General features: G+C 46.5%; 22 protein-coding genes and 1 pseudogene. 5 read left to right on the forward strand and 18 right to left on the reverse strand.

The window, feature by feature from the left end; all coding sequences use genetic code 11:
- The first annotated feature begins 14 nt into the window (after positions 1 to 14).
- The gene (locus VC182_RS08555) at positions 15 to 1,268 is read left to right on the forward strand and encodes a M48 family metallopeptidase (protein ID WP_072583646.1); all 1,254 of its coding nucleotides are present in this window, start codon (positions 15 to 17) and stop codon (positions 1,266 to 1,268) included.
- Between the two features lie 2 nt (positions 1,269 to 1,270).
- Positions 1,271 to 2,284: a ribosome small subunit-dependent GTPase A gene (rsgA, locus tag VC182_RS08560; RefSeq protein WP_072583647.1), complete on the forward strand. Its 1,014-nt coding sequence runs from the start codon at positions 1,271 to 1,273 to the stop codon at positions 2,282 to 2,284.
- Here rsgA and VC182_RS08565 read toward each other — a convergent pair.
- The 6 genes from VC182_RS08565 to rpsP all read right to left on the reverse strand — a co-directional run bounded on the left by VC182_RS08565 (position 2,229) and on the right by rpsP (position 6,203).
- The gene (locus VC182_RS08565; protein WP_072583648.1) at positions 2,229 to 3,188 is read right to left on the reverse strand and encodes a CobD/CbiB family protein; all 960 of its coding nucleotides are present in this window, start codon (positions 3,186 to 3,188) and stop codon (positions 2,229 to 2,231) included. The two genes, rsgA and VC182_RS08565, sit on opposite strands and share 56 nt — an antisense overlap.
- On the reverse strand, positions 3,185 to 3,922 hold the full coding sequence (locus VC182_RS08570; protein ID WP_323485058.1) for a CoA pyrophosphatase: 738 nt from the start codon (positions 3,920 to 3,922) through the stop codon (positions 3,185 to 3,187). Before VC182_RS08570 ends, VC182_RS08565 begins: the two co-directional genes overlap by 4 nt.
- A gap of 64 nt (positions 3,923 to 3,986) precedes the next feature.
- Positions 3,987 to 4,379: a 50S ribosomal protein L19 gene (gene rplS / locus VC182_RS08575; RefSeq protein WP_072583649.1), complete on the reverse strand. Its 393-nt coding sequence runs from the start codon at positions 4,377 to 4,379 to the stop codon at positions 3,987 to 3,989.
- A 136-nt stretch (positions 4,380 to 4,515) separates the two neighbouring features.
- Positions 4,516 to 5,262 carry a tRNA (guanosine(37)-N1)-methyltransferase TrmD gene (gene trmD, locus VC182_RS08580; RefSeq protein WP_323485059.1) on the reverse strand — a complete coding sequence of 249 codons (747 nt, stop codon included), beginning with the start codon at positions 5,260 to 5,262 and terminating at the stop codon, positions 4,516 to 4,518.
- A gap of 36 nt (positions 5,263 to 5,298) precedes the next feature.
- Positions 5,299 to 5,865: a ribosome maturation factor RimM gene (gene rimM / locus VC182_RS08585; RefSeq protein WP_323485060.1), complete on the reverse strand. Its 567-nt coding sequence runs from the start codon at positions 5,863 to 5,865 to the stop codon at positions 5,299 to 5,301.
- A 92-nt stretch (positions 5,866 to 5,957) separates the two neighbouring features.
- Positions 5,958 to 6,203 carry a 30S ribosomal protein S16 gene (gene rpsP / locus VC182_RS08590; protein WP_072583652.1) on the reverse strand — a complete coding sequence of 82 codons (246 nt, stop codon included), beginning with the start codon at positions 6,201 to 6,203 and terminating at the stop codon, positions 5,958 to 5,960.
- 224 nt (positions 6,204 to 6,427) lie between these two features.
- Between rpsP and VC182_RS08595 the strand changes: the two genes are divergently transcribed.
- Positions 6,428 to 6,958 (forward strand): META domain-containing protein, encoded by a 531-nt coding sequence (locus VC182_RS08595; protein ID WP_216243515.1) that lies wholly within the window; start codon positions 6,428 to 6,430, stop codon positions 6,956 to 6,958.
- 38 nt (positions 6,959 to 6,996) lie between these two features.
- Positions 6,997 to 7,443, forward strand: coding sequence for a hypothetical protein (locus tag VC182_RS08600; protein WP_072583654.1), 447 nt, complete (start codon positions 6,997 to 6,999; stop codon positions 7,441 to 7,443).
- Positions 7,444 to 7,511: 68 nt separating this feature from the next.
- On the opposite strand, the gene VC182_RS08605 is transcribed toward VC182_RS08600, so the two are convergent.
- From VC182_RS08605 to VC182_RS08625, 5 genes are all read right to left on the reverse strand, one after another.
- The gene (locus tag VC182_RS08605) at positions 7,512 to 9,299 is read right to left on the reverse strand and encodes an acyl-CoA dehydrogenase (protein WP_216122648.1); all 1,788 of its coding nucleotides are present in this window, start codon (positions 9,297 to 9,299) and stop codon (positions 7,512 to 7,514) included.
- A 57-nt stretch (positions 9,300 to 9,356) separates the two neighbouring features.
- On the reverse strand, positions 9,357 to 10,292 hold the full coding sequence (locus VC182_RS08610) for an electron transfer flavoprotein subunit alpha/FixB family protein (protein WP_323485061.1): 936 nt from the start codon (positions 10,290 to 10,292) through the stop codon (positions 9,357 to 9,359).
- Entirely contained in the window at positions 10,293 to 11,042 is a 750-nt protein-coding gene (locus VC182_RS08615) for an electron transfer flavoprotein subunit beta/FixA family protein (RefSeq protein WP_323485062.1), read from the reverse strand.
- A gap of 88 nt (positions 11,043 to 11,130) precedes the next feature.
- Positions 11,131 to 12,783, reverse strand: a complete 1,653-nt coding sequence (locus tag VC182_RS08620; RefSeq protein WP_323485063.1) for an acyl-CoA synthetase — start codon at positions 12,781 to 12,783, stop codon at positions 11,131 to 11,133.
- 36 nt (positions 12,784 to 12,819) lie between these two features.
- Positions 12,820 to 13,740: a histone deacetylase family protein gene (locus tag VC182_RS08625; RefSeq protein WP_072583659.1), complete on the reverse strand. Its 921-nt coding sequence runs from the start codon at positions 13,738 to 13,740 to the stop codon at positions 12,820 to 12,822.
- Positions 13,741 to 13,835: 95 nt separating this feature from the next.
- Between VC182_RS08625 and VC182_RS08630 the strand changes: the two genes are divergently transcribed.
- Positions 13,836 to 15,086 carry a lytic murein transglycosylase gene (locus VC182_RS08630; protein WP_323485064.1) on the forward strand — a complete coding sequence of 417 codons (1,251 nt, stop codon included), beginning with the start codon at positions 13,836 to 13,838 and terminating at the stop codon, positions 15,084 to 15,086.
- Here VC182_RS08630 and cysM read toward each other — a convergent pair.
- From cysM to VC182_RS08665, 7 genes and pseudogenes are all read right to left on the reverse strand, one after another.
- Complete coding sequence (gene cysM, locus VC182_RS08635) at positions 15,083 to 15,994, reverse strand: cysteine synthase CysM (RefSeq protein ID WP_323485065.1); 912 nt, start codon at positions 15,992 to 15,994, stop codon at positions 15,083 to 15,085. The genes VC182_RS08630 and cysM overlap by 4 nt on opposite strands.
- A gap of 41 nt (positions 15,995 to 16,035) precedes the next feature.
- Positions 16,036 to 16,464, reverse strand: a complete 429-nt coding sequence (locus VC182_RS08640; RefSeq protein WP_323485066.1) for a ComEA family DNA-binding protein — start codon at positions 16,462 to 16,464, stop codon at positions 16,036 to 16,038.
- An 88-nt stretch (positions 16,465 to 16,552) separates the two neighbouring features.
- Positions 16,553 to 17,572, reverse strand: a complete 1,020-nt coding sequence (rfaD, locus tag VC182_RS08645; RefSeq protein WP_323485067.1) for an ADP-glyceromanno-heptose 6-epimerase — start codon at positions 17,570 to 17,572, stop codon at positions 16,553 to 16,555.
- The gene (rfaE1, locus tag VC182_RS08650; RefSeq protein ID WP_216122660.1) at positions 17,569 to 18,498 is read right to left on the reverse strand and encodes a D-glycero-beta-D-manno-heptose-7-phosphate kinase; all 930 of its coding nucleotides are present in this window, start codon (positions 18,496 to 18,498) and stop codon (positions 17,569 to 17,571) included. Before rfaE1 ends, rfaD begins: the two co-directional genes overlap by 4 nt.
- Positions 18,499 to 18,509: 11 nt before the next feature.
- On the reverse strand, positions 18,510 to 19,874 hold the full coding sequence (locus VC182_RS08655) for a UDP-glucose/GDP-mannose dehydrogenase family protein (protein ID WP_323485068.1): 1,365 nt from the start codon (positions 19,872 to 19,874) through the stop codon (positions 18,510 to 18,512).
- Positions 19,875 to 19,889: 15 nt separating this feature from the next.
- The gene (lapB, locus tag VC182_RS08660; protein WP_323485069.1) at positions 19,890 to 21,101 is read right to left on the reverse strand and encodes a lipopolysaccharide assembly protein LapB; all 1,212 of its coding nucleotides are present in this window, start codon (positions 21,099 to 21,101) and stop codon (positions 19,890 to 19,892) included.
- Between the two features lie 66 nt (positions 21,102 to 21,167).
- Positions 21,168 to 21,506: pseudogene (locus tag VC182_RS08665) on the reverse strand (integration host factor subunit beta); the annotation flags it as partial.
- Between the last annotated feature and the right edge of the window lie 32 nt (positions 21,507 to 21,538).

Below are 21,538 nucleotides of genomic sequence, written 5' to 3' on the forward strand. Positions count from 1 at the left end.
TCTATAATGATCTCATGACATTCACAATTATTTTTCTAATTGCCTTTATTGCTAGCTTTGGCTTACGCCACTGGCTTTCCCAACGTCAAATTCGCTATGTGGCGCAGCATCGTAATGCCGTCCCCACGGATTTCGCTGAAAAAGTGACTTTAGCTGAACATCAAAAAGCAGCTGACTACACCATCGCTAAATTACGCCTTGGTATTTTAGAGAATGGGGTCAGCGCTATCATTTTAATTGGCTTCACCTTATTGGGTGGCCTACAGATTCTGAACATGGCATTACTGCAATTTTTGGGCGAAGGCATTGCTCAACAAATTGCTCTACTGGTTTCCGTCGTGATCATTTCTGGCGTGATTGATATGCCTTTCTCCTGGTACAAGCAGTTCCATTTAGAGGAACGCTTTGGATTTAACCGCATGGGTAAAAAACTATTCTTCACGGATATGTTTAAAGGAATGGCAGTGGGCGGCGCGATTGGCATTCCACTACTGTGGGTCATTCTGACTTTAATGTCTAAGGCTAGTGAGTTATGGTGGCTTTGGGCATGGGCAGTGTTGACAGCATTTAGCTTGCTCATGCAGTGGATCTTCCCAACTTTTATCGCACCACTTTTCAATAAGTTTCAAGCCTTAGAAGATGGTCCTTTAAAAACACAGATTGAAGCGCTACTGAAACGCTGCGACTTTGCGAGCCAAGGTCTGTTTGTGATGGACGGCAGTAAACGTAGCGCTCACGGCAATGCATTCTTTGCCGGCATGGGTAAAGCCAAGCGCATTGTATTTTTTGACACCTTGATTGAAAAGCTTAATCCGGGCGAAGTCGAGGCGGTTCTCGCACATGAGCTTGGCCATTTCAAATGCAAACATATTCGTAAACGTCTCTTGGTCTCGTTCGCTCTCAGCTTTGGGATGTTTGCTCTATTGGGTTGGATCAGCACCAAAGTCTGGTTCTACACTGACTTAGGCGTGATGCCCAACCTCAATGGTTATAACGGTGGCCTCGCATTGGCACTCTTTATGCTGGTCTCACCTGTATTTAGCTTTTTCTTCACGCCACTTTCTAGCCTAGCCTCACGCAAGCACGAGTACGAAGCGGACGGGTTTGCTGCCGAGAAATCTTCCGCAAAAGATTTAATTGCGGCACTAGTGAAGTTATATCAAGATAATGCCTCGACCCTCACTCCCGATCCGATCTATACCGCTTTTTATAGCTCACATCCGCCTGCGCCCTTGCGCATTGCCAACTTACAGCGGTTTAGCTCATAACGATGGAGCAATTTCATGCGCTACTCATTGCCTCCTACGGAAGGCATTATTTAGCGCAGCGTTTAATTGCAGATGCTGCTGGTCAAGAATCACCTGATGGTCCATTAATACAAGTCAGCACGCCAGCTAAGCAACATATTGGCGCTGTGGGTGATCGCATGTTGCTTGAAATGACTTCAGCTGATCAAGCGCGCATTATCAAAATTGAGCCCCGAGAAAATCTTCTCTATCGCTCGGATGCATTTAAGAGCAAGTTGATTGCCTCGAATGTAGATCAAATCTTAGTAGTGCTTGCTACTCAACCCGCTTTCTCACCAGACTTATTGGGAAGAGCAGTAGTAGCTGCTGAAACCAATCAAATTGGTCTACATATTTTGCTCAACAAGTGTGACCTTAAAGACAATCTTGAGCACGCACGCAAAATCATCGCGCCCTATGCTCGTATGGGTTATCAAGTCAGCGAAGTCTCTGCCAAATTTGATCCAGCCTCAATCGATTCCCTACAGACCGCTCTACAGGGTAAGGTCTCCGTCTTTGTGGGCCAATCAGGCATGGGCAAATCCAGCCTATTAAATGCTTGGATACCGAATGCGGCCGCACTGACCCAAGAATATTCTGTGCGCCTAGATACCGGCAAGCACACTACTACTGCATGCCGTTATTTTGAATTGCCTGAGGCTTGGGGTAGAGATGCGACAGGTAAGCTTGGTGCTTTGATTGATTCACCAGGCTTTCAGGAGTTTGGTTTAGCGCACATGTCTGTTAGTGAATTGCAGCATGCCTTTAGGGAATTTAAAGACTTGCTAGGTAAGTGCCGCTTTCATAACTGCGCGCATTTGACTGAGCCAGATTGCGCAGTACGTGAAGCGGTAGATAGAAATGAAATAGCGCCAGAAAGACTGGCGCTATTTAGACAGCTGCACTCGGATTCAAAAACAGCTGATGTACAAATTCAGGGAATTAGCCAAGCCAAAGAGCGATGGTCAGCATTAGCAACAAAGCCATCCAAGCGATAACTAAGCGCCATACCAATCCTACGGCAGAGCGCATCGTACGCTCAGTAGGCTCAAGACCTACTTCATAAACAACCGGTTCACCGGCTTCAGCCATACGTAATGCCTCATCACTATCAGGCTCACTCATTGGCTCACCAAGACGCACACCCAATGCACCACTACCTGCGGCCAAAATCACTGCAGACAAAGAGTCTGACCATTTTTGCGTGAGATAGCGCCAGCCATATAGAGCACCTTCGAAATTGCCAACAATGGCAAAGCCCATTGCGGTAATGCGCGCAGGAACCCAATCCAATACGTAGAAGAAATGACGGGCAGATTCGCTGAGGTTAAAGTCACCGCGCTCTGACCAACGTTGAGAGGCAATATCAGCCAAGCGGTAGAGCACAACACCAGCCGGGCCCATTGGCATCATGAACCAGAACAACACACCAAACACATGGTGGTGTGAACCGATGATGGCGCGTTCTAGTGCCAAAGAAATCACCTCTGTCTCTGAAAGATTGGACGTGTCTAATTCAGGGCCATACCACTCACCCAAGGCCGCACGCGCAGCAGGTAAGTCATGCGCTTCAATTGCATCATGCACGGCAGTAAAAGAATGACTGAACTGACGAAAACCAAAAAACAAATAAGCGATGACGATATTCCAAAGAAAACCCAAGATTGGATAAGTCACCATACAAGTAACATACACAATGAAGACTAAAAAAGTTGGCAATATGAAGGCTACTAAACAGGCCATGCGAGCACCGACAGGGCTTGCACCGTCTTCAGTCTTGCCGCCGAATTCAGCAGCAACCCAATCTAACCAGCGAGCGCATACGCGCGCAATCCAATGGCTTGAAGTGACTGGGCGGTATTGCTCAGCAATAAGGGCGAAGAGAATAGAAAAGAAAGTCATACTTTTAATAAATGATAAAGGTTACGCAACATTCCCGCAGTGGCACCCCAAATAAAGCGGTTCTCATAAGGCATTGAATAAAAACGTCGTCCACCCTGCTCACTTTGCCACAATCTGACTTGATGATTAGCGGGATCTAACAAAAAACTCAGGGGCACCTCAAAGACATCGGCCACCTCAAACTCGTCTAAGACATATTCTGCCTGAGCTTGGACCAATCCTACTACTGGTGTAACGCTATAGCCAGAAACCGTTAAATACTGTGGCAAATGACCAATAATCTCCACTCGCCCAGGATCTAATCCGATCTCTTCTTTGCTCTCACGCAAGGCGGTGTCATTAGGACTTTGATCCTCAGGATCCATACGACCCCCTGGAAAACTAATTTGGCCCGCATGATCGCGCAAATGATTGGTTCTTTGCGTGAGCAATACTGACAAACCATCCTCCCCCAATAGAAGTGGAATCAGTACTGCTGCTTTAGTGACTTTTCCGACGGCTTGGCGCTTAGCAATAATGTCAGCCGCAATCACATGACGGTTTTCATCGGTAATCTCAGGCTCCCATTGAGGCGGTGATTGCAAACGCGCTTTTAACCCAGCGGGCGCCAAAAATTCAGGTGCTACCTTTTTTTCACCAGCACACACCGCATGAATCGGAATCGCCTGTGCATCAAACCCTGGAGGCGCAGCAACATTGATTGCATTATCTTCAGGTGTTGAGGTCTTGGGCATATTCATATTCTAAGGCAACAAAAAAGGCGACCGAGGCCGCCTTTTTAAATCAAGCCAGCATTAATTATGCAGCTGGAGTTGCTACTGCTACTTTACGTGCAGGAAGCTTCTCTTTAATACGTGCAGACTTACCTGAACGATCGCGCAAGTAGTACAACTTAGCACGACGTACATCACCGCGACGCTTCACTTCAATGCTAGCGATCAATGGTGAGTAAGTTTGGAATGTACGCTCTACACCTTCGCCAGATGAAATCTTGCGAACGATAAAGCTGGAATTGAGTCCGCGATTGCGCTTTGCAATCACAACACCTTCAAACGCCTGAGTACGCTTACGCGCACCTTCAACAACGTTCACACCAACAACTACTGTATCGCCAGGAGCAAAGCTTGGCAAAACCTTGTTAGCACTTAAGCGAGCAATTTCTTCTTGCTCAATTTTTTCAATTAAATTCATTTTTAATCCTTAAACATCGTATTAGCGTTTAATCCCGAGACCTAAATCAACGGACCTAATAGAGGATGCAGTTAAAACAATTTCACTAAACCAAAAACTAAACCACCCATTCACCACTGCACACTACTGAAAGTATTTACAGAGAGCGAAGAAATTGTTCATCTTCTCGGGTTAGCAACCCTTTGGCTCTGGCCGATTCAATTAAGTCCGGCCTTAACCTGAACGTCAGCTCTAAAGACTTCTGCCGACGCCAATCCGCTATTTTAGCGTGATGTCCGCCCAAAAGCACGTCCGGGACGGATAAATTTTCATATATTTCGGGGCGGGTGTAGTGCGGATAATCCAAAAGACCGTTCATAAAGCTATCCTGAGTGGCAGATTCACCATCTCCAAGCGCTCCTGGAATCAATCTAATTACCGCATCCATCATCGCCATAGCGGGGATTTCACCCCCAGAAAGTACAAAATCACCGATAGAAAGCTGTAAATCAACGTTTCGATCGACAAAACGTTGGTCAATGGCCTCATATCGACCACAAATAAAGCTCAAATTGCCGTAATCCAGGATATCTGCCGCTATCTTCTGAGTAAAACGCTCGCCCTGGGGTGCCAATAAGCAAATTGGGCCTGATTTGATGTTTGCCACCTGATGGGCTGCCTTAATTCCGGCAACTGCATCTTCTAAGGGCTTGGCCATCATCACCATGCCAGGTCCACCGCCATAAGCACGGTCGTCCACGGTTTTACGAGGATCAGAGCAAAAGTCACGAGGATTCCAAAGATGCACGCTGGCTAATGATTGTTCACAGGCGCGACCAGTAATGCCCCACTGCGTTAATGCAGAGAACATCTCAGGAAACAAGGTGACTACATCAAAGCGCATATCGGTGATTATTTTTTGAAATTGATCTTTGCGTTCTTATTGCCAGTCAGACTGCCAATCAAGAGTAATCGCTTTATTTGGCAAGTCGACGTTTTGCACTACTTCTTTTACAAACGGCACCAAATACACAATCGTTTTAGTTTCTGGATTACCAATCGCGATAACACCATGTGCACCATTCTCAGTGACATCAATCACTTCCCCAAGCGCTTCGCCTTGCAAATTCACGGCATGACAACCAATCAGATCAACCCAATAATAGGAATCACTATCCGCCTTTGGAAACGCATCGCGCGCTACCAAAATGCGAGAACCTTTTAGCGCAAGCGCCTGATCACGATCAGTTACCCCATCCAGAGTAAGCACCACATTACCGCTATGCATCTTGGCGCTTTTCACTTTGTATTGCGTCAAAGAGGCTTGTTCTAGTGACGCAGAAACGCCCGCATCCCCACGAGGAATCAGAGACAGCCAAATGGATTTAGAAGAAAGAAGTGCTACAGGCTCTGATGAGTGAGGTCTTACCTTCACTTGGCCTTGCAAACCTTGCGCCTCAGATATGGCGCCAAGCTCAATCAAATCATTCAGGGAAGGCGTACTCATTTGTAAGACACCTTATTTTCCCAAAATAGAACTACTATAAATTCTGCCGCTAAAAACCTCATCACATCGATGAAGTTTTTAGCAATCGAATATTAAACAGCTGGATTGTTTTTGATCAAACGAACTACTGTTGGGGAAACCTGCGCGCCAACACCAGTCCAGTATGTCAAACGGTCTTGAGCAATACGCATTGCTTGCTCAGTTGCCGCTGCTTGTGGATTGAAGTAACCAATACGCTCGATGAAATTCGAGTCACGACGGTTGCGTTTATCAGTAGCAACAATGCTGTAAAAAGGGCGCTTCTTAGAACCGCCGCGTGCCAGTCGAATGACGACCATACTTATTCCTTAAAATCTAAAATGAAAACAGGTTGATTACAACCCAATGAAATTTCTACAAAAAACCTTGGGCTCCAGCTCACCAAATACAGATACGGTAGAGCGGAAAACCTCATATTCTAGACGAAAACCCCTACTTCTTCCACCTATTTAAGCATCTAAGACAGTAGAATAGAATGTGTACTTAGATAAAAAATACATTAAAAACAATAACTTAGGTAAATATGATCCTTAAATCCAGACTTTTAGACTCCCTCAGAAGGCCTTCAAAAGGGTTCTTTCTGACACTTTCTTGCCTAAGTCTTGGACTTTTAAGTGGCTGCGCAAACGTCATACCTCCATGTGGAGCCAAAATAAGCCCACCAAGCAGCGAACTCAAAAATACCAAATGGGAGCTGACCCGCTGGAACTTACCCCCCAATAGCAATGGAGAGGTGCGTACCCGTCAAATTCCGCAAGGCGATGCCAGCAACCCGATTCAAATCATTTTTGATGCTAGCGGACAACGACTGAGCGGCTCGACAGGATGCAATCGGTTTACTGCAACCCTCGATGAAGACGCCCGCGGTTTTTCTCTTAAGCAAATCGCCAGTACCAAGATGGCTTGCAACCCTCAGCGTATGGAATTAGAAAATGATTTCCTCTATGAGTTAAATGACTATCGCAGCATTGTGCGCAATGGTGATCAATTACTCATGATCGGCACTGATCGTGAAGTACTCAGTTTTATTCAAAAGCCAAACAACACTAAGTAAGCACTCAATTATTCATTAGCAATATCACTGAAAGATTCATGAAAAAATCCAAACTTCTTTTTTGCGCACTCGGATTACTCCTTCCGGGCAGCGGCCTCAATTGTTTTTATCTACAAGGACTCAAATCTTTTTGGGCATGGGTTCAGCTATTTGCCTTGATAGGTGGCGCAGTAGGCTGGGTCATTCTTAAGGACGCCCACTTTCATTCGGCGCCAGGATGGGTGCTCGTTACTTTTGGTTTTATGGCTATTGAAGCAAGCTGGTTAACCACCATTGCCTTTGGTCTTCGCTTGGATGAGAAGTGGGATGCCCAATTTAATCCCGGCATTGAAGAACACCGACGGAGTCGCTCTGGCTGGCTCGAGATACTGACAGTAATTTTCTCTTTGGTATTGGGTGCTGGTGTAATGATGACTTTTTTAGCAGTCTCATTTGAGCAATTCTTCATTTCTCAAATCTATGAAGCAAAAAAGCTATCCCAATAATTACAGATAGCTTTCATTTTGCAAGAGCCGCTCTTAAGAGCGGTTTTTTTATTCTCTTTTGCGCCCCTTTAGAACTGCTCTACTTCTAGGGCATTGGTAGAGTGACCGCTTTCAACAATCGAAGTTGCCAGAGCTTGTGCTTGAGGCATGAGATTCTCAGCAAAGAAACGGGCAGTAGCAATCTTCGCGCCATAGAATTTTGGATCATCATCACGCAAACGCTCAGAAGCTAACAGTGCTCTCGCCATTTGCCAGCCGCCCAATACCAAGCCAGATAAGCGTAAGTAAGCAAAGCTACCGGCATAGACAGCCTTGATGTCCGTCTTTGCATTCGCAACAATGTATGCAACTGCTTGTTCGAAGGCCGCGCGTGCCAAAGTGAGTTGTTTGAGAACCGCTTTAGCATCAGCACTTCCACTGGCAGCTAAATCTTTTTCAGTAGCAGCAATTCTTTGGGAAAGCTCTTTGGCAATCGCCCCACCATCACGTACTGTTTTTCTACCAACTAAGTCATTCGCCTGAATTGCAGTAGTGCCTTCGTAAATCGTCAAGATGCGGGCATCACGGTAATACTGCGCTGCGCCAGTTTCTTCGATAAAGCCCATACCACCATGCACTTGAACCCCCAGACTAGCCACTTCAATCGACATTTCTGTAGAAAAGCCCTTAACGATTGGGACCAAGAATTCATAGACAGCTTGATTGGCCTTGCGAACCGCTTCATCAGGAGCAGCATGCTGTGCATCATATGCAGAAGCAGCGTAGTAGGCTAATGCACGCGATGCTTCTGTGTAGGCACGCATCGTCATCAACATGCGCTTCACATCAGGTTGATGAATAATTGCAACAGGGCCCGGTGAACCGGTTAGGTCACGGCTTTGTACTCGATCTTTGGCGTATTGCACTGCCTTTTGATATGCGCGTTCTGCAACAGCCACGCCCTGCATACCTACTGCAAAGCGAGCCGCATTCATCATCACGAACATATATTCAAGACCGCGATTTTCCTCGCCAACCAAGTAGCCGATCGCACCACCATGATCACCAAACTGTAGAACCGCAGTTGGGCTCGCTTTAATGCCTAACTTATGCTCAATCGAAACGCAATGAACATCATTACGTTCACCCAATGAACCATCTTTATTTACCATAAACTTCGGCACTACAAATAATGAAATACCCTTTACGCCCTCTGGCGCATCGGGTGTTCTGGCTAACACCAAATGGATAATATTCTTAGCCATATCGTGCTCACCATAGGTGATATAAATTTTGGTACCAAAAATCTTGTAAGTACCGTCACCCTCTGGAACAGCACGTGAGCGAACCATCGCAAGATCAGAGCCAGCTTGCGGCTCAGTCAAATTCATTGTTCCAGTCCACTCACCAGAAATCATCTTCGGAACGTATTGCTCCTGAAGTTCTGGGCTAGCAGCAGTTAAGAGAGCTTCAATAGCACCATCAGTTAGCAAAGGACATAATGCAAAAGAAAGATTGGCTGCATTCACCATCTCTAAACATGCAGTAGAGATCAATTTTGGTAAACCTTGTCCACCAAACTCTGCGGGATGAATGACGCCTTGCCAACCAGCAGCAGCGTATTGCTCGAAAGCTTGTTTGAAGCCGGGGGTAGTTGTCACTACACCATCTTTTAAGGAGCTTGGGGTTTGATCGCCAGCCCAATTGAGGGGGGCCACTACGTCTTGATTAAATTTGGCTGACTCCTCCAAGATCGCAGGGGCCAAATCTACATCCGCACCAGCATCAGCATAGGAGGGGTAGGCGACAACATCTGATAGCCCAGCTAGTTCATTCATCACAAACAACATATCTTTCACTGGGGCTACGTATGGCATTACAACTCCTCTTTATACAGTTAGATACTTAATTAATCTTTAGCTTCAATCTTCAACTCAACCAAGTGCTTTTGTTAACTCCGGCACAGCAATGTTCAAATCCGCCACTAGACCATAGTCAGCAACACCAAATATTGGCGCCTCTGGATCTTTGTTGATTGCTACGATAACTTTGGAGTCTTTCATACCAGCCAAATGTTGGATGGCACCAGAGATACCAACAGCGATGTAAAGCTGAGGAGCGACAATCTTGCCAGTCTGACCCACTTGATAATCATTGGGAACGTAACCCGCATCCACCGCAGCACGGGATGCACCCAAAGCAGCACCGAGTTTGTCGGCCAAAGGCGCAATGAGCTCCTGATACTTTTCACCGGAACCCAAACCACGACCACCAGAAACAATAATCTTGGCGGCGGTCAATTCTGGACGATCAGATTTAGTCAGCTCACGACCAACAAAGGATGATGAAACTTTACTATCAGCAACAGCAGCTTTTTCTACAGCAGCCGAACCACCAGTAGCGGCAACTGGATCAAAACCAGTAGTACGCACAGTAATCACTTTGATTGGATCGGTGGATTGCACGGTCGCAATCCCATTGCCCGCATAAATTGGACGCTCGAAAGTATCCACAGAGATGACTTTGGTAATGTCAGACAACTGAGCTACATCTAACTTAGCAGCAACGCGTGGCAAAACATTCTTTCCGTTGGCTGTTGCAGGAGCGAGAATATGGCTATAGCCATTCGCAATGGAGAGGATCTGCGCAGCCAAAGGTTCAGCCAATTGATCAGCCAAATTAGCGGCATCAATTTGAATGACTTTGCGCACGCCAGCAATTTGCGCTGCGGCAGCTGCAGCAGCATCAGCACCACTCCCAGCAACGAGCACATCCACCTCAGGAGAGCACTGCAAAGCAGCTGCTACAGCATTAAGGGTTGCCGCTTTTAATAATTGATTGTCGTGTTCAGCAATAACAAGTGCAGCCATTTAGATCACCTTCGCTTCATTTTTGAGTTTTTCTACAAGGGCTGCCATATCAGCAACCATCACGCCAGCAGAGCGCTTTGGCGGCTCTTCTACTTTAAGTGTTTTCAGGCGTGGGGCAATATCGACACCCAATTCTTCAGGCTTCACGATATCAATTGTTTTCTTCTTGGCCTTCATGATGTTCGGCAAAGTGACATAGCGTGGTTCATTCAAGCGCAGGTCAGTGGTAATCACTGCCGGCAAAGTTAGTGCAATAGTTTCTAAGCCGCCATCGACTTCACGAGTCACAGTGGCTTTGCCGTCTGCAACTACAACCTTAGAAGCAAAGGTTGCTTGAGGAATATCCAGCAAGCTAGCCAACATCTGACCGGTTTGATTGCTGTCATCGTCAATTGCTTGTTTACCAAGAATGATGATTTGCGCTTGCTCTTTATCAGAGAGCGCCTTGAGAATCTTCGCTACTGCTAAAGGTTGCAGCTCTACATCTGTCTCCACCAGGATGGCACGATCCGCGCCAATTGCTAAAGCGGTACGGAGGGTTTCTTGGCATTGGGTTGCACCAGCAGATACTACAACCACCTCAGTTGCGACACCCGCCTCTTTTAAACGCACCGCTTCCTCTACTGCGATTTCATCAAAGGGATTCATACTCATTTTGACGTTCGCTAAATCAACTCCAGAGTTGTCTGATTTCACCCGAATTTTGACGTTGTAATCAACAACGCGTTTTACAGCCACTAAGACTTTCATCCCTCAAACCTCTCCAATAATATATAAATCGAGGATAAACCCTCAATAAAAAGCACGATCGTTTTATTTTACCTGAATATTTGCCAAATTAAACATCAATTGCGGTAGCTGAACCCGCCTGTTTCCGAAGCTCAAACTTCTGAATCTTGCCAGTCGAGGTCTTTGGTAGTTCACAGAAGATAATAGCTCTCGGAACCTTAAAGCCTGCTAAATGCTTTTTACAGTGGGCAATAATCTCCTCGGCAGTCACCTCTGAACCAGGTTTGATTTCCAAGAAGGCGCAAGGCGTTTCACCCCATTTAGGATCAGGCTTAGCAACCACCGCAGCAGCGTTAATAGCTGGGTGTCGATAGAGTACATCCTCAACCTCTACAGAGGAAATATTTTCACCTCCAGAAATAATGATGTCTTTGCTGCGGTCCTTCATCTTCACATAGCCATCTGGATTCATTACTGCCAAATCGCCCGAGTGAAACCAGCCACCTTCAAATGCCTCTTGGGTTGCTTTTTCGTTCTTCAGGTATCCCTTCATGGCAATATTGCCCTTGAACATAATTTCACCCATGGTTTCACCATCTGCTGGAACCGCCTGCATGGTTTCTGGATCAAGAACAGCAATTGCCTGTTGCATGTGATAACGCACACCTTGGCGTGCATTTAAACGAGCACGCTCACCGATATCAACATTATTCCACTCGTCTTGTTTAACGCACACAGCTGCTGGCCCATAGGTTTCAGTCAAACCATAGACGTGCGTTAAATCAAATCCTAACTTTTCCATACCCTCAATAATCGATGCAGGTGGTGCGGCACCGGCGATCAAGCCTTTAACTCCTGTGGGCACTCCCACCTTCAGCTCATCCGGCGCATTGACCAACAAGTTATGCACGATAGGTGCTGCGCAGTAGTGGGTCACACCATGCTCTTTAATTGCCGCAAAAATATGTTGCGCATCAACCCGACGCAAGCAGACGTTGACACCAGCGCGAGCAGCGATAGTCCATGGAAAGCACCAACCATTGCAATGGAACATTGGTAAAGTCCAGAGGTAGATGGGATGCTTATTAATATCCCAGTCCAGCACATTGGAAACGGCATTTATTGCAGCGCCACGATGGTGATACACCACACCCTTAGGGTTACCAGTAGTTCCTGATGTGTAATTCAAGCAAATCGCTTGCCACTCATCTGCGGGAACTTGCCATGCAAAATTTGGATCCCCTTCGGAGAGTAATTTCTCATAAGTGAGTTTGCCTAACTTCTCGCCAGGAACTTCAAACTCTTTTTCTTCAACATCTACCACCAAGAAATGACGACCAGAATCTTTCTTAGCAATCTCAAGCGCTTTTTTCATCACCCCTGAAAATTCAGGATCAACAATGACTACTTTAGCTTCGCCATGATTCAGCATAAAGGCCACTGTCTCTGCGTCTAAACGAGTATTAAGAGCATTCAAAACTGCACCCGCCATTGGAATACCAAAGTGGGCTTCTACCATTGGAGGCGTGTTGGGCAACATCACCGCTACGGTGTCACCCAAACCAACACCATGCTTTTGTAAGGCGCTAGCCAAGCGACGGCAACGCTCATAAGTTTGTGCCCAGGTCTGACGCAATTTCCCATGAATAACGGCAGTTTTATCGGGGTAAATTTCTGCTGAGCGCTCTAAAAATAAGAGCGGTGTAATTGGGGTGTAGTTGGCTGGATTGCGAGCCAAACCTTGTTCATAAATATTTGCCATCTTCAGCTTTCGATTTCTGTTTTACTAAATTTTTTATTAAATATCTGCTAGCGCTTTAATATGGGCCACCACACTGCGGCCCAAAGCAGAGAGGTTATAACCACCCTCTAAGCAGCTCACAATGCGTCCTTGCGCATACTCATTAGCAATCTCTTTTAAACGTTTGGTAATCCAGACATAGTCATCCTCCACCAAGCCCATCTGACCTAAATCATCTTCGCGATGGGCATCAAACCCTGCTGAAATAATCACGAGCTCAGGCTCAAAATTACGCAAAGCTGGCAGCCATTGCTCTTCCACAATGGAGCGCACCACATCGCCCCGAGTTGCAGCAGGCAAAGGTACGTTGACCATATTGTTAGCATGATCAAGGCCGCTATAGGGATAAAAAGGATGTTGAAAAAAGCTGCACATCAAGACATTGGGGTCATTGAAAAAAGCAGCTTCAGTACCGTTCCCATGATGGACATCAAAATCAACGATGGCGACACGCTCAATGCCGTATGTTTCCATTGCATATCGCGCAGCAATCGCCACGTTATCAAATAAACAAAATCCCATAGAACGCGTTGGTTCCGCATGATGTCCTGGCGGTCTTACAGCACAAAATACGTTCTCAACCTCACCCTTCATCACAGCATCTACACCTGCAATAGCAGCGCCTGCAGCTCTGAGTGAAGCTCTGTAAGTATGGGGATTCATAATGGTGTCACCATCGAGCATGAAATACCCGCTCTCTGGGGCACGATCTCGAACAAAAGAAACGTGGTCAGGACTATGGACCAATTCCAATTGGTCTTCAGTGGCCAATGGCGCATCTAAATGATGCAAAAATTGATCAACACCGCTGCGAATCAGTTGATCATTGATCGCCTGAATTCTCTCTGGACACTCTGGATGATGGCTTCCCATCTCATGTTTCAGAAAGTCTGGATGAGTTATGTATCCTGTTGTCATTACTCGAAATCCTCAATAGCAAATTTGTAATTTTTATAATCTAATTAAACGTGCTCAACATTCGAAAATCCAATACCAATAAAAATACCTTAAGCATGAACTTTCGCGTCTCCTACCTACTGCTTGCTCTTGCGTTAGCAGGGTGCTCTAGCACCCCCACACAGCCAACCCAATCACAACAGCCCATCGTAAACCAGACTGACGATGCCGCTACCGAGGCGCGTTTTAGCCAGAACCTCAACGAACTCCTTACCCAGGTCTCCCAAAACCAAGAAATCCCACTCCCAGCCCTAGAAATGGGCTTCCTAGATGCTAAAACGGTTCCCTCAATTCGGAAATTGGTATTACCCCCATCGGGTACATTTAAGAAGAACTGGCTGGCTTATCGCAAACGCTTTATTGAGCCCGTACGCCTTAAGGCTGGCAGGGTCTTTTGGGACCAAAATCAAGCCTTTTTGAGCCAAGTTGAGCAAGAATCAGGGGTGCCAGCTGAGATTATTGTGGCCATTATTGGCATCGAAACCATCTATGGACGCCAAACCGGCAATTTCAGGGTGAAAGACGTTCTATCTACCCTCGCCTTTAGTTACCCAGATACCCCTAATAAACCAGCACGTGAGCAACTCTTCAAGGACCAACTCAAAGAACTCATTCTGATGTGCTGGACTGGGGCGGGTGGCAAGCTGCCCTCCAAAAACAGTAGCCAAGACATCAATAGCGCACGCTTTAGCGCCTGCCTAAATCAAAACAGCTCCTACGCTGGCGCCATTGGTCTGCCACAGTTCATGCCTAGCAGTATTCGCAGCTTTGCGGTCGATGGTGACGGCGATGGTCAAATTGATTTAAAGCAAAGCCCTAAGGACGCTATTGCGAGTGTTGCCAACTTCATGAAAAAACATGGCTGGCAACCCGGTATGCCGATTTCATTTCCAGTTCAAGAAAATGGCATCAGTGCTGCCAAAGCATTGGCTGATGGTGAACCGCAGTTGAAATTTACTGTACAAGAGCTCATTGAAAAGGGAATCTTGACTCAACAACAAGGCGATCTACAAAGTGGTGGTGTAGAGCCGCAAAGCAAAGCTTTCATCGTTGACCTACCGTATCCAGATAAAGATGGTGTAGACCAAGTGCAATATTTTGTTGGCTTAAATAATTTTCTGACGATAGTGCAATATAACCGTAGCTATTTTTATGCACAAAGTGTTGCAGAGTTTGCCCAAGCCCTAGGATATAAAAACCAAAGTGTTGTGCCAGTAGAAAACCCAAGCAAAGCTGGTGGCTCAAAGGCGACTACTGAAAAGTCTAAACCTAAGAAGTCCAGCGCTAAGAAAAAAGCAAAGTCTTAAGCTGGAAAAACGCCAGTAGATAGGTAGCGGTCACCACGGTCGCAGACAATAAAGACGATCGTGGCATTTTCAACTTGACGGGCAATGCGCAAAGCCACTACCAAGGCACCTCCAGCAGAAATGCCGCAGAAAATACCCTCTTCTGCTGCCAAGCGACGGGCCATCTCCTCTGCATCTGCTTGCGAAACATACTCAATTAAATCAACGCGATCACCTTGATAAATCTTAGGCAGATATGCCGGCGCCCACTTCCGAATGCCGGGAATTTGAGAGCCCTCTTCTGGTTGTGCACCAATAATCTGAATCGCAGGATTCATAGACTTCAGATAAGTGGAGACTCCCGTAATGGTTCCAGTTGTACCCATGGCGGATATGAAATGCGTAATCTGCCCATCAGTGTCTCGCCAAATCTCTGGTCCAGTAGTTTCTATATGTGCTCTAGGATTGTCAGGATTGGCAAATTGATCGAGCAATCTACCGCGTCCCTCTCTTTGTAACTGCAAGGCGTAATCTCTGGCAAATTCCATGCCACCAGAAGCTGCGGTCAATATTAATTCAGCGCCGTAAGCCGCCATGCTTTGACGACGTTCAATACTTTGATTTTCTGGCATTACTAAAATCATTTTGTAACCAAGCATAGCTGCAGTCATTGCCAAAGCAATGCCTGTATTACCGCTAGTTGCCTCAATTAATGTATCGCCCGGTTTAATCTCACCGCGCTCTTGGGCGCGTGAGATCATCGACAGCGCAGGTCGGTCCTTCACCGACCCGGCTGGATTATTTCCTTCCAACTTACCCAAGATTACATTATTGCGATTCTCGTTTTCCAAACCAGGAATACGCTGCAAACGAACTAAAGGCGTATTGCCCACAGTCTGCGAAATAGTAAGGTAGGAAGGTTTGCTCATGAAGCCATTTTAGCCATAAGCCGCCTTACACACGGAAGGGTTTAATTTCTGCGACCTGATCCCGAACGCTCCTGCTGATTGCGAGGGCTAGCTTGATTACGAGAATGGCGTCGGCCAGATGCTCCACCCTCTTTCTTCGTGCGGCCATTGGGCTCCCGAAAAGAGCTCGGTGCTTCAATGGTTAATCCGTTATCGACCATTTTTTCGACTGATTTCATACCAATGCCACGAACCCGCTTCTGCAGATCATTAGCATCCTGAAAATGGCCGCCATCCAAACGTTCAGCAATAATGGTTTTTGCCTTAGCGGGGCCAATACCCTTAATGCTCTCAAGCTCGGTTTGAGTGGCAGTATTGACATTAATGGGCGAAGCGTAAGCCGCCCCAGAACCCAATACCAATACAGATAATGCTAGTGCTACTGCTCTAACTAAAGCCTGAACTCTACCTAAAGTTAAATTTTTTCCCATCTTCTCTCCTGTAGTAAATAAAAAATCCACGGACACAAAGTGCGCGTGGATCGTTTACAACGAGGAGAAACTACTTTTGTTGACTGACTTACAAGGGGTTAGCCAGAAAACCAGCATTGGCCTCCAACCACTCAATATATTTTCCTACGCCCTGCTCTACATTGAGGAAGGGTTCCATATAGCCAGCCGCTCTAAGTTTGGTGAGATCAGCTTGAGTAAAGCACTGGTATTTACCTTTGAGTGCATCCGGAAATGGAATGTACTCAATCGCTTTTTCTTTGACTAGCTCTTGTAGAGTTGCGGGCGCTGCTTTATCAAGCTTACGCATGGAATTAGCTACAGCGTGGGCGACATCATTAAAAGGTTGCGCACGACCACTACCCAAATTAAAGATGCCACTGATTTCTGGATGATCTAAGAAGAATAGGTTTACTTTGACTACATCTTCAACCGATACAAAGTCGCGACTTTGCTCACCAGGCGCATAACCACCGTACTCACCAAACAGCTTTACATGACCATTAACTTTGTATTGGTGATATTGATGAAAGGCAACCGAAGCCATGCGGCCCTTATGTGATTCACGCGGACCATAGACATTGAAGTAACGAAAGCCTACAACCTGTGCCGCATTGGCTTTTTCAGCAAAGCGCTTACGCATGACTTGATCGAATAAGAACTTAGAGTAACCATAAATATTAAGAGGCTTCTCATGCTCACGACTTTCTACAAATACGTCCGAGCCTCCATAAGTTGCAGCAGAAGAAGCATAGAGGAGTTGTACTTTTTGCTCAGTACAGATATCCAATAAATCCATGGTGTAGCGATAGTTGTTCGCCATCATGAAAATACCATCTGTTTCCATGGTGTCGGAGCAAGCTCCTTCATGGAACACAGCCCTAACTTTTCCAAAGCGTCCACTTCTAAATGCTTCTAAAAACTCATCTTTATCGAGGTAATCAATGATATCCAAATCAGCAAGATTGCGATATTTATCTGCAGGACGAAGATCATCTACTGCAATGATATTTTTCTCGCCACGCATATTGAGCGCTTGAACGATGTTTGCTCCAATAAATCCAGCTGCGCCGGTTACGATAATAGTCACTGTAATTCCTCTGAAGTAACGGTAGCAGTTCCCAACTTGCCAACGACGATGCTACCAGCGCGGTTTGCAAGCGCCATGGCTTTTTCTAAAGGCCACTTCGCAGCTAATGCCACAGCCAATGTTGCAATCACAGTATCGCCAGCACCAGATACATCAAATACCTCACGTGCCTGCGCTTTAACATGACTCACGCCGGATTCAGTATATAGACTCATTCCATCCTCGGAACGCGTTAGGAGCAGGGCTTGTAAGTCAAGAGACTTTCTAAGATTTTGGGCTTTCTTAGTCAAATCTTCTTCGCTAGTCCACTGACCAACCACTTGACGTAATTCACTACGGTTGGGCGTTAAAACAGTAGCGCCACGATACTTCTCATAGTCTTCGCCCTTAGGGTCAACCAGGATCATTTTGTTTTGTGCTCTAGCCTGCTCAATCATATGAGCTACTTGGCCCAATGCACCTTTGCCGTAATCGGAAAGTATTACTACGTCAGCAGCACCAACAAGCTTTTCAAAACGCTCCAATTTATGAGCAAGCGCTTTTGCACTTGGGGTTTCTTCGAAGTCCAAGCGAATGAGTTGTTGCTGACGAGCAATTACACGGAGTTTCACAATGGTGGGAACATCTGCATCAATTTCTAATTGACTATCCACACCACCGGCTTTTAATAGCTCAACTACACGCTTGCCAGGTTCATCATCACCAACAATACCGAGAATAGTTGCTTTAGCATCGAGCGCAGCTACGTTACGAGCTACATTAGCAGCGCCACCAAGACGTTCGTCAATCTTGCCTACCTGCACTACTGGCACTGGCGCCTCAGGAGAAATGCGATTGGTATCGCCAAACCAATAGCGATCTAGCATGACATCACCGACTACTAATAAGCGGGCTTTAGAAAACTGTTCGCGATTTGCTTTTTCCATTTGCATCTACTTTAATTATGTCTACCAATACCATGGTACTCAATACCTAATTCTTGCATAGCAGCTGGCTCATACAGGTTGCGGCCATCAAAGATCACTGGACGCTTGAGTTTTTCCATCACTTGCTCAAAATCTGGGCTTCTAAAGGCCTTCCACTCCGTCACAATGACTAGAGCATCGGCATCATCTAGGGCTGCCATAGGACTTTCAGTCATTGATACCTGCTTACGCCCATCTGGGTTGCCATTAAAGTCAATCTCCAGGGCATGGCCTGCTTCAGGCATGGCGACTGGATCATGGGCAACTACCTGAGCACCACGTTTAACTAATTCTTGAATAATGACGCGACTGGGCGCTTCACGCATATCGTCGGTATTCGGTTTAAAGGCCAAGCCCCAGAGTGCAAACTTCATACCCTTGAGGTCTTTACCAAAGCGCTTTTCGATCTTTTCGACCAAGATGTACTTTTGCAATTCATTGACGGCTTCTACAGCATCCAAAATCTTCAGATCCCTGCCATGCTCTTTCGCAGTCTTTGATAAGGCAGACACATCTTTGGGGAAGCAAGAGCCACCATAACCAGTACCTGAGTACAAAAAGCCATAACCAATGCGTGAGTCCGAACCAATACCTTGACGCACTGCTTCAATATCAGCGCCTACTAAGTCAGCTAAGTTCGCTAATTCGTTCATAAAGGAGATGCGAGTAGCCAACATCGCATTGGCTGCGTATTTCGTGAGCTCCGCACTTTTGACATCCATGTAGTACGTCCGCTCATGGTGACGATTAAAAGGGGCGTAGAGCTTGCGCATTTGCTCTTTGGCGTGCAATCCTGCGAGGGTACTTTCTGTACCGATCACAATGCGGTCTGGGCGCATAAAGTCTTCTACAGCAGCACCTTCTTTGAGGAACTCTGGGTTAGAGACTACTGAACACAGTTCTGGCGATAAGTTTCTTTTTTCTAGCTCTTCAGTGATGGCTGCTTGAACTTTTTCAGCGGTACCCACTGGCACGGTGGATTTATCGACAATCACTTTAGGGGTAGTCATATGACGACCAATATTGCGCGCTGCCGCCACGACGTATTGCAAGTCAGCTGAGCCATCTTCATCGGGAGGTGTACCTACTGCAATAAATTGAATTTCACCATGAGCAACTGAGGCAGCAATATCAGTAGAGAACTGCAAACGACCTGCAGCGCGGTTACGCTCAATCATCTCTTTGAGACCAGGCTCATAAATAGGAACGCCGCCAGAGTTGAGAATCTCGATCTTTTTGGAATCGACATCGACACAAAAGACATTATTACCCTGCTCAGCTAGGCATGCGCCTGTCACTAGACCTACGTAACCGCTGCCGATGATGGTGACTTTCAATTTCTCTCCAAATCTTTACATGGAAGGGCCGCTAGGTGCCGCACCCTCACTCCGTCTCGGGGAGTATGCCTCCCAATGATTACAGCCAGGACATTGCCAATAAAATCTTCTCGCTCTAAATCCGCAATTACCACAAGTGTAGCGAGCTAGGCTGGTGGTACGCTGACGCAAAAGATTCAGAATGGACTGTAATTCCAAAAGTCTTTCTGGGCTGGCACTACCTTCTTCCAATGCAAGGCGAGTTTCAGCCATCTTAGACAAAGCAATCAAAGTCGGCGAATGCTGCATCACATCAGACAACATCGCATTTGCTGCCTGTGGACCACGAATTTTCATCAGGTGCTTATGCACAATATCGAGCAACTCACCAGTGGCTTGAGTTTTTAACAATTCACAGAGGCGATCTAAACCCTCACTCTCTTTATTAACTGCTGCGTGAGCAAGCATCCAACGATCGGCCAACAAATGCATATAAGCAGGGTGAGAACTAGCAATCACACTCCATGCCTCAATTGCTTGAGCGGGACGATCCATCGCCATTAAGTAATCGCCTTGCAAAATCAAAGCACGTGCATGATTCGGGACAGCCTGCAGAGCGCGCTGGATGGACTGCTCCGCCTCAACCAAGTCTTTGCGACGCAAGGCCTCTTGACCAAGCTCGCAGTGAAATTGAGCAATTTCAGTATGGTGCGATTTACCTTGCAGACCTTCAAGCTCACCTGCAGCAATGATGGCTTTTTTCCAATCATGCTCAATCTGATACATCTCCAACAAGCTCTCTTTTGCAGGCTCAGCATATTTGCCATCACCCACTCGATTTAGGGAGGCTTCTGCGCGGTCAAGCAAACCTGCCCGCAAAAAGTCACGGCCCAACTCATAGGCAGCATGATCACGATCGCGGGGCTTTAAATCATCGCGATTTGCCAGGTGTTGATGAATGCGAATAGCACGCTCCGTCTCACCACGGCGACGAAATAAATTACCTAATGAGAAATGTAATTCAATAGTCTCTGGATCTAATTGCGCAATTTTGACTAAGGTTTCAATCGCTTGATCAGGTTGCTCGTTGAGCAAAAGACTCAAACCTTTAAAGGTAGAGCGCTGCTGACGCATACGCTCACGTTCATCCATGCGATTTTCAAGACGCAAATCCCAGCGTGCAGCTAACCAACCGATACCAAACATCACCGGCAGTAACAATAACCAAGCGGTAGCTATCTGAATCATTGTGCGCAGAATTTAAATAAAAAAATGGCCCGAATGGACCACTGAGGTTGAGCCTGAATCTTAGGCACCAGAACCCTCTTTGGGGCCCGCCTGCTTCAAAGGCTTGTAATCTACTCGCTCACGCAACTCTTTGCCAGGCTTAAAGTGTGGAACGCGTTTTTCTGGAATCAATACTTTCTCACCAGACTTTGGATTGCGACCAGTACGCGCAGGACGATGGTGAAGTACAAAACTTCCCACGCCGCGCAGTTCAATGCGCTTACCCTCAGCCAAAGCATGAGTCATTGTATCTAGCAAAGTTTTCACCGCCAACTCTACGTCCCTAGGCAGAAGCTGCGGAAACTGTTCCGCGAGGCTCTCCACTAGTTCGGAGCGGGTGATTGCTTGTTGCTCTTGATCTGTCATGATCTATCAATAAAAAATCGCCGCTCCCCTAA

It is taken from the genome of Polynucleobacter sp. AP-Nickl1-40-C4 (assembly GCF_035012665.1).
GTDB lineage: Bacteria > Pseudomonadota > Gammaproteobacteria > Burkholderiales > Burkholderiaceae > Polynucleobacter.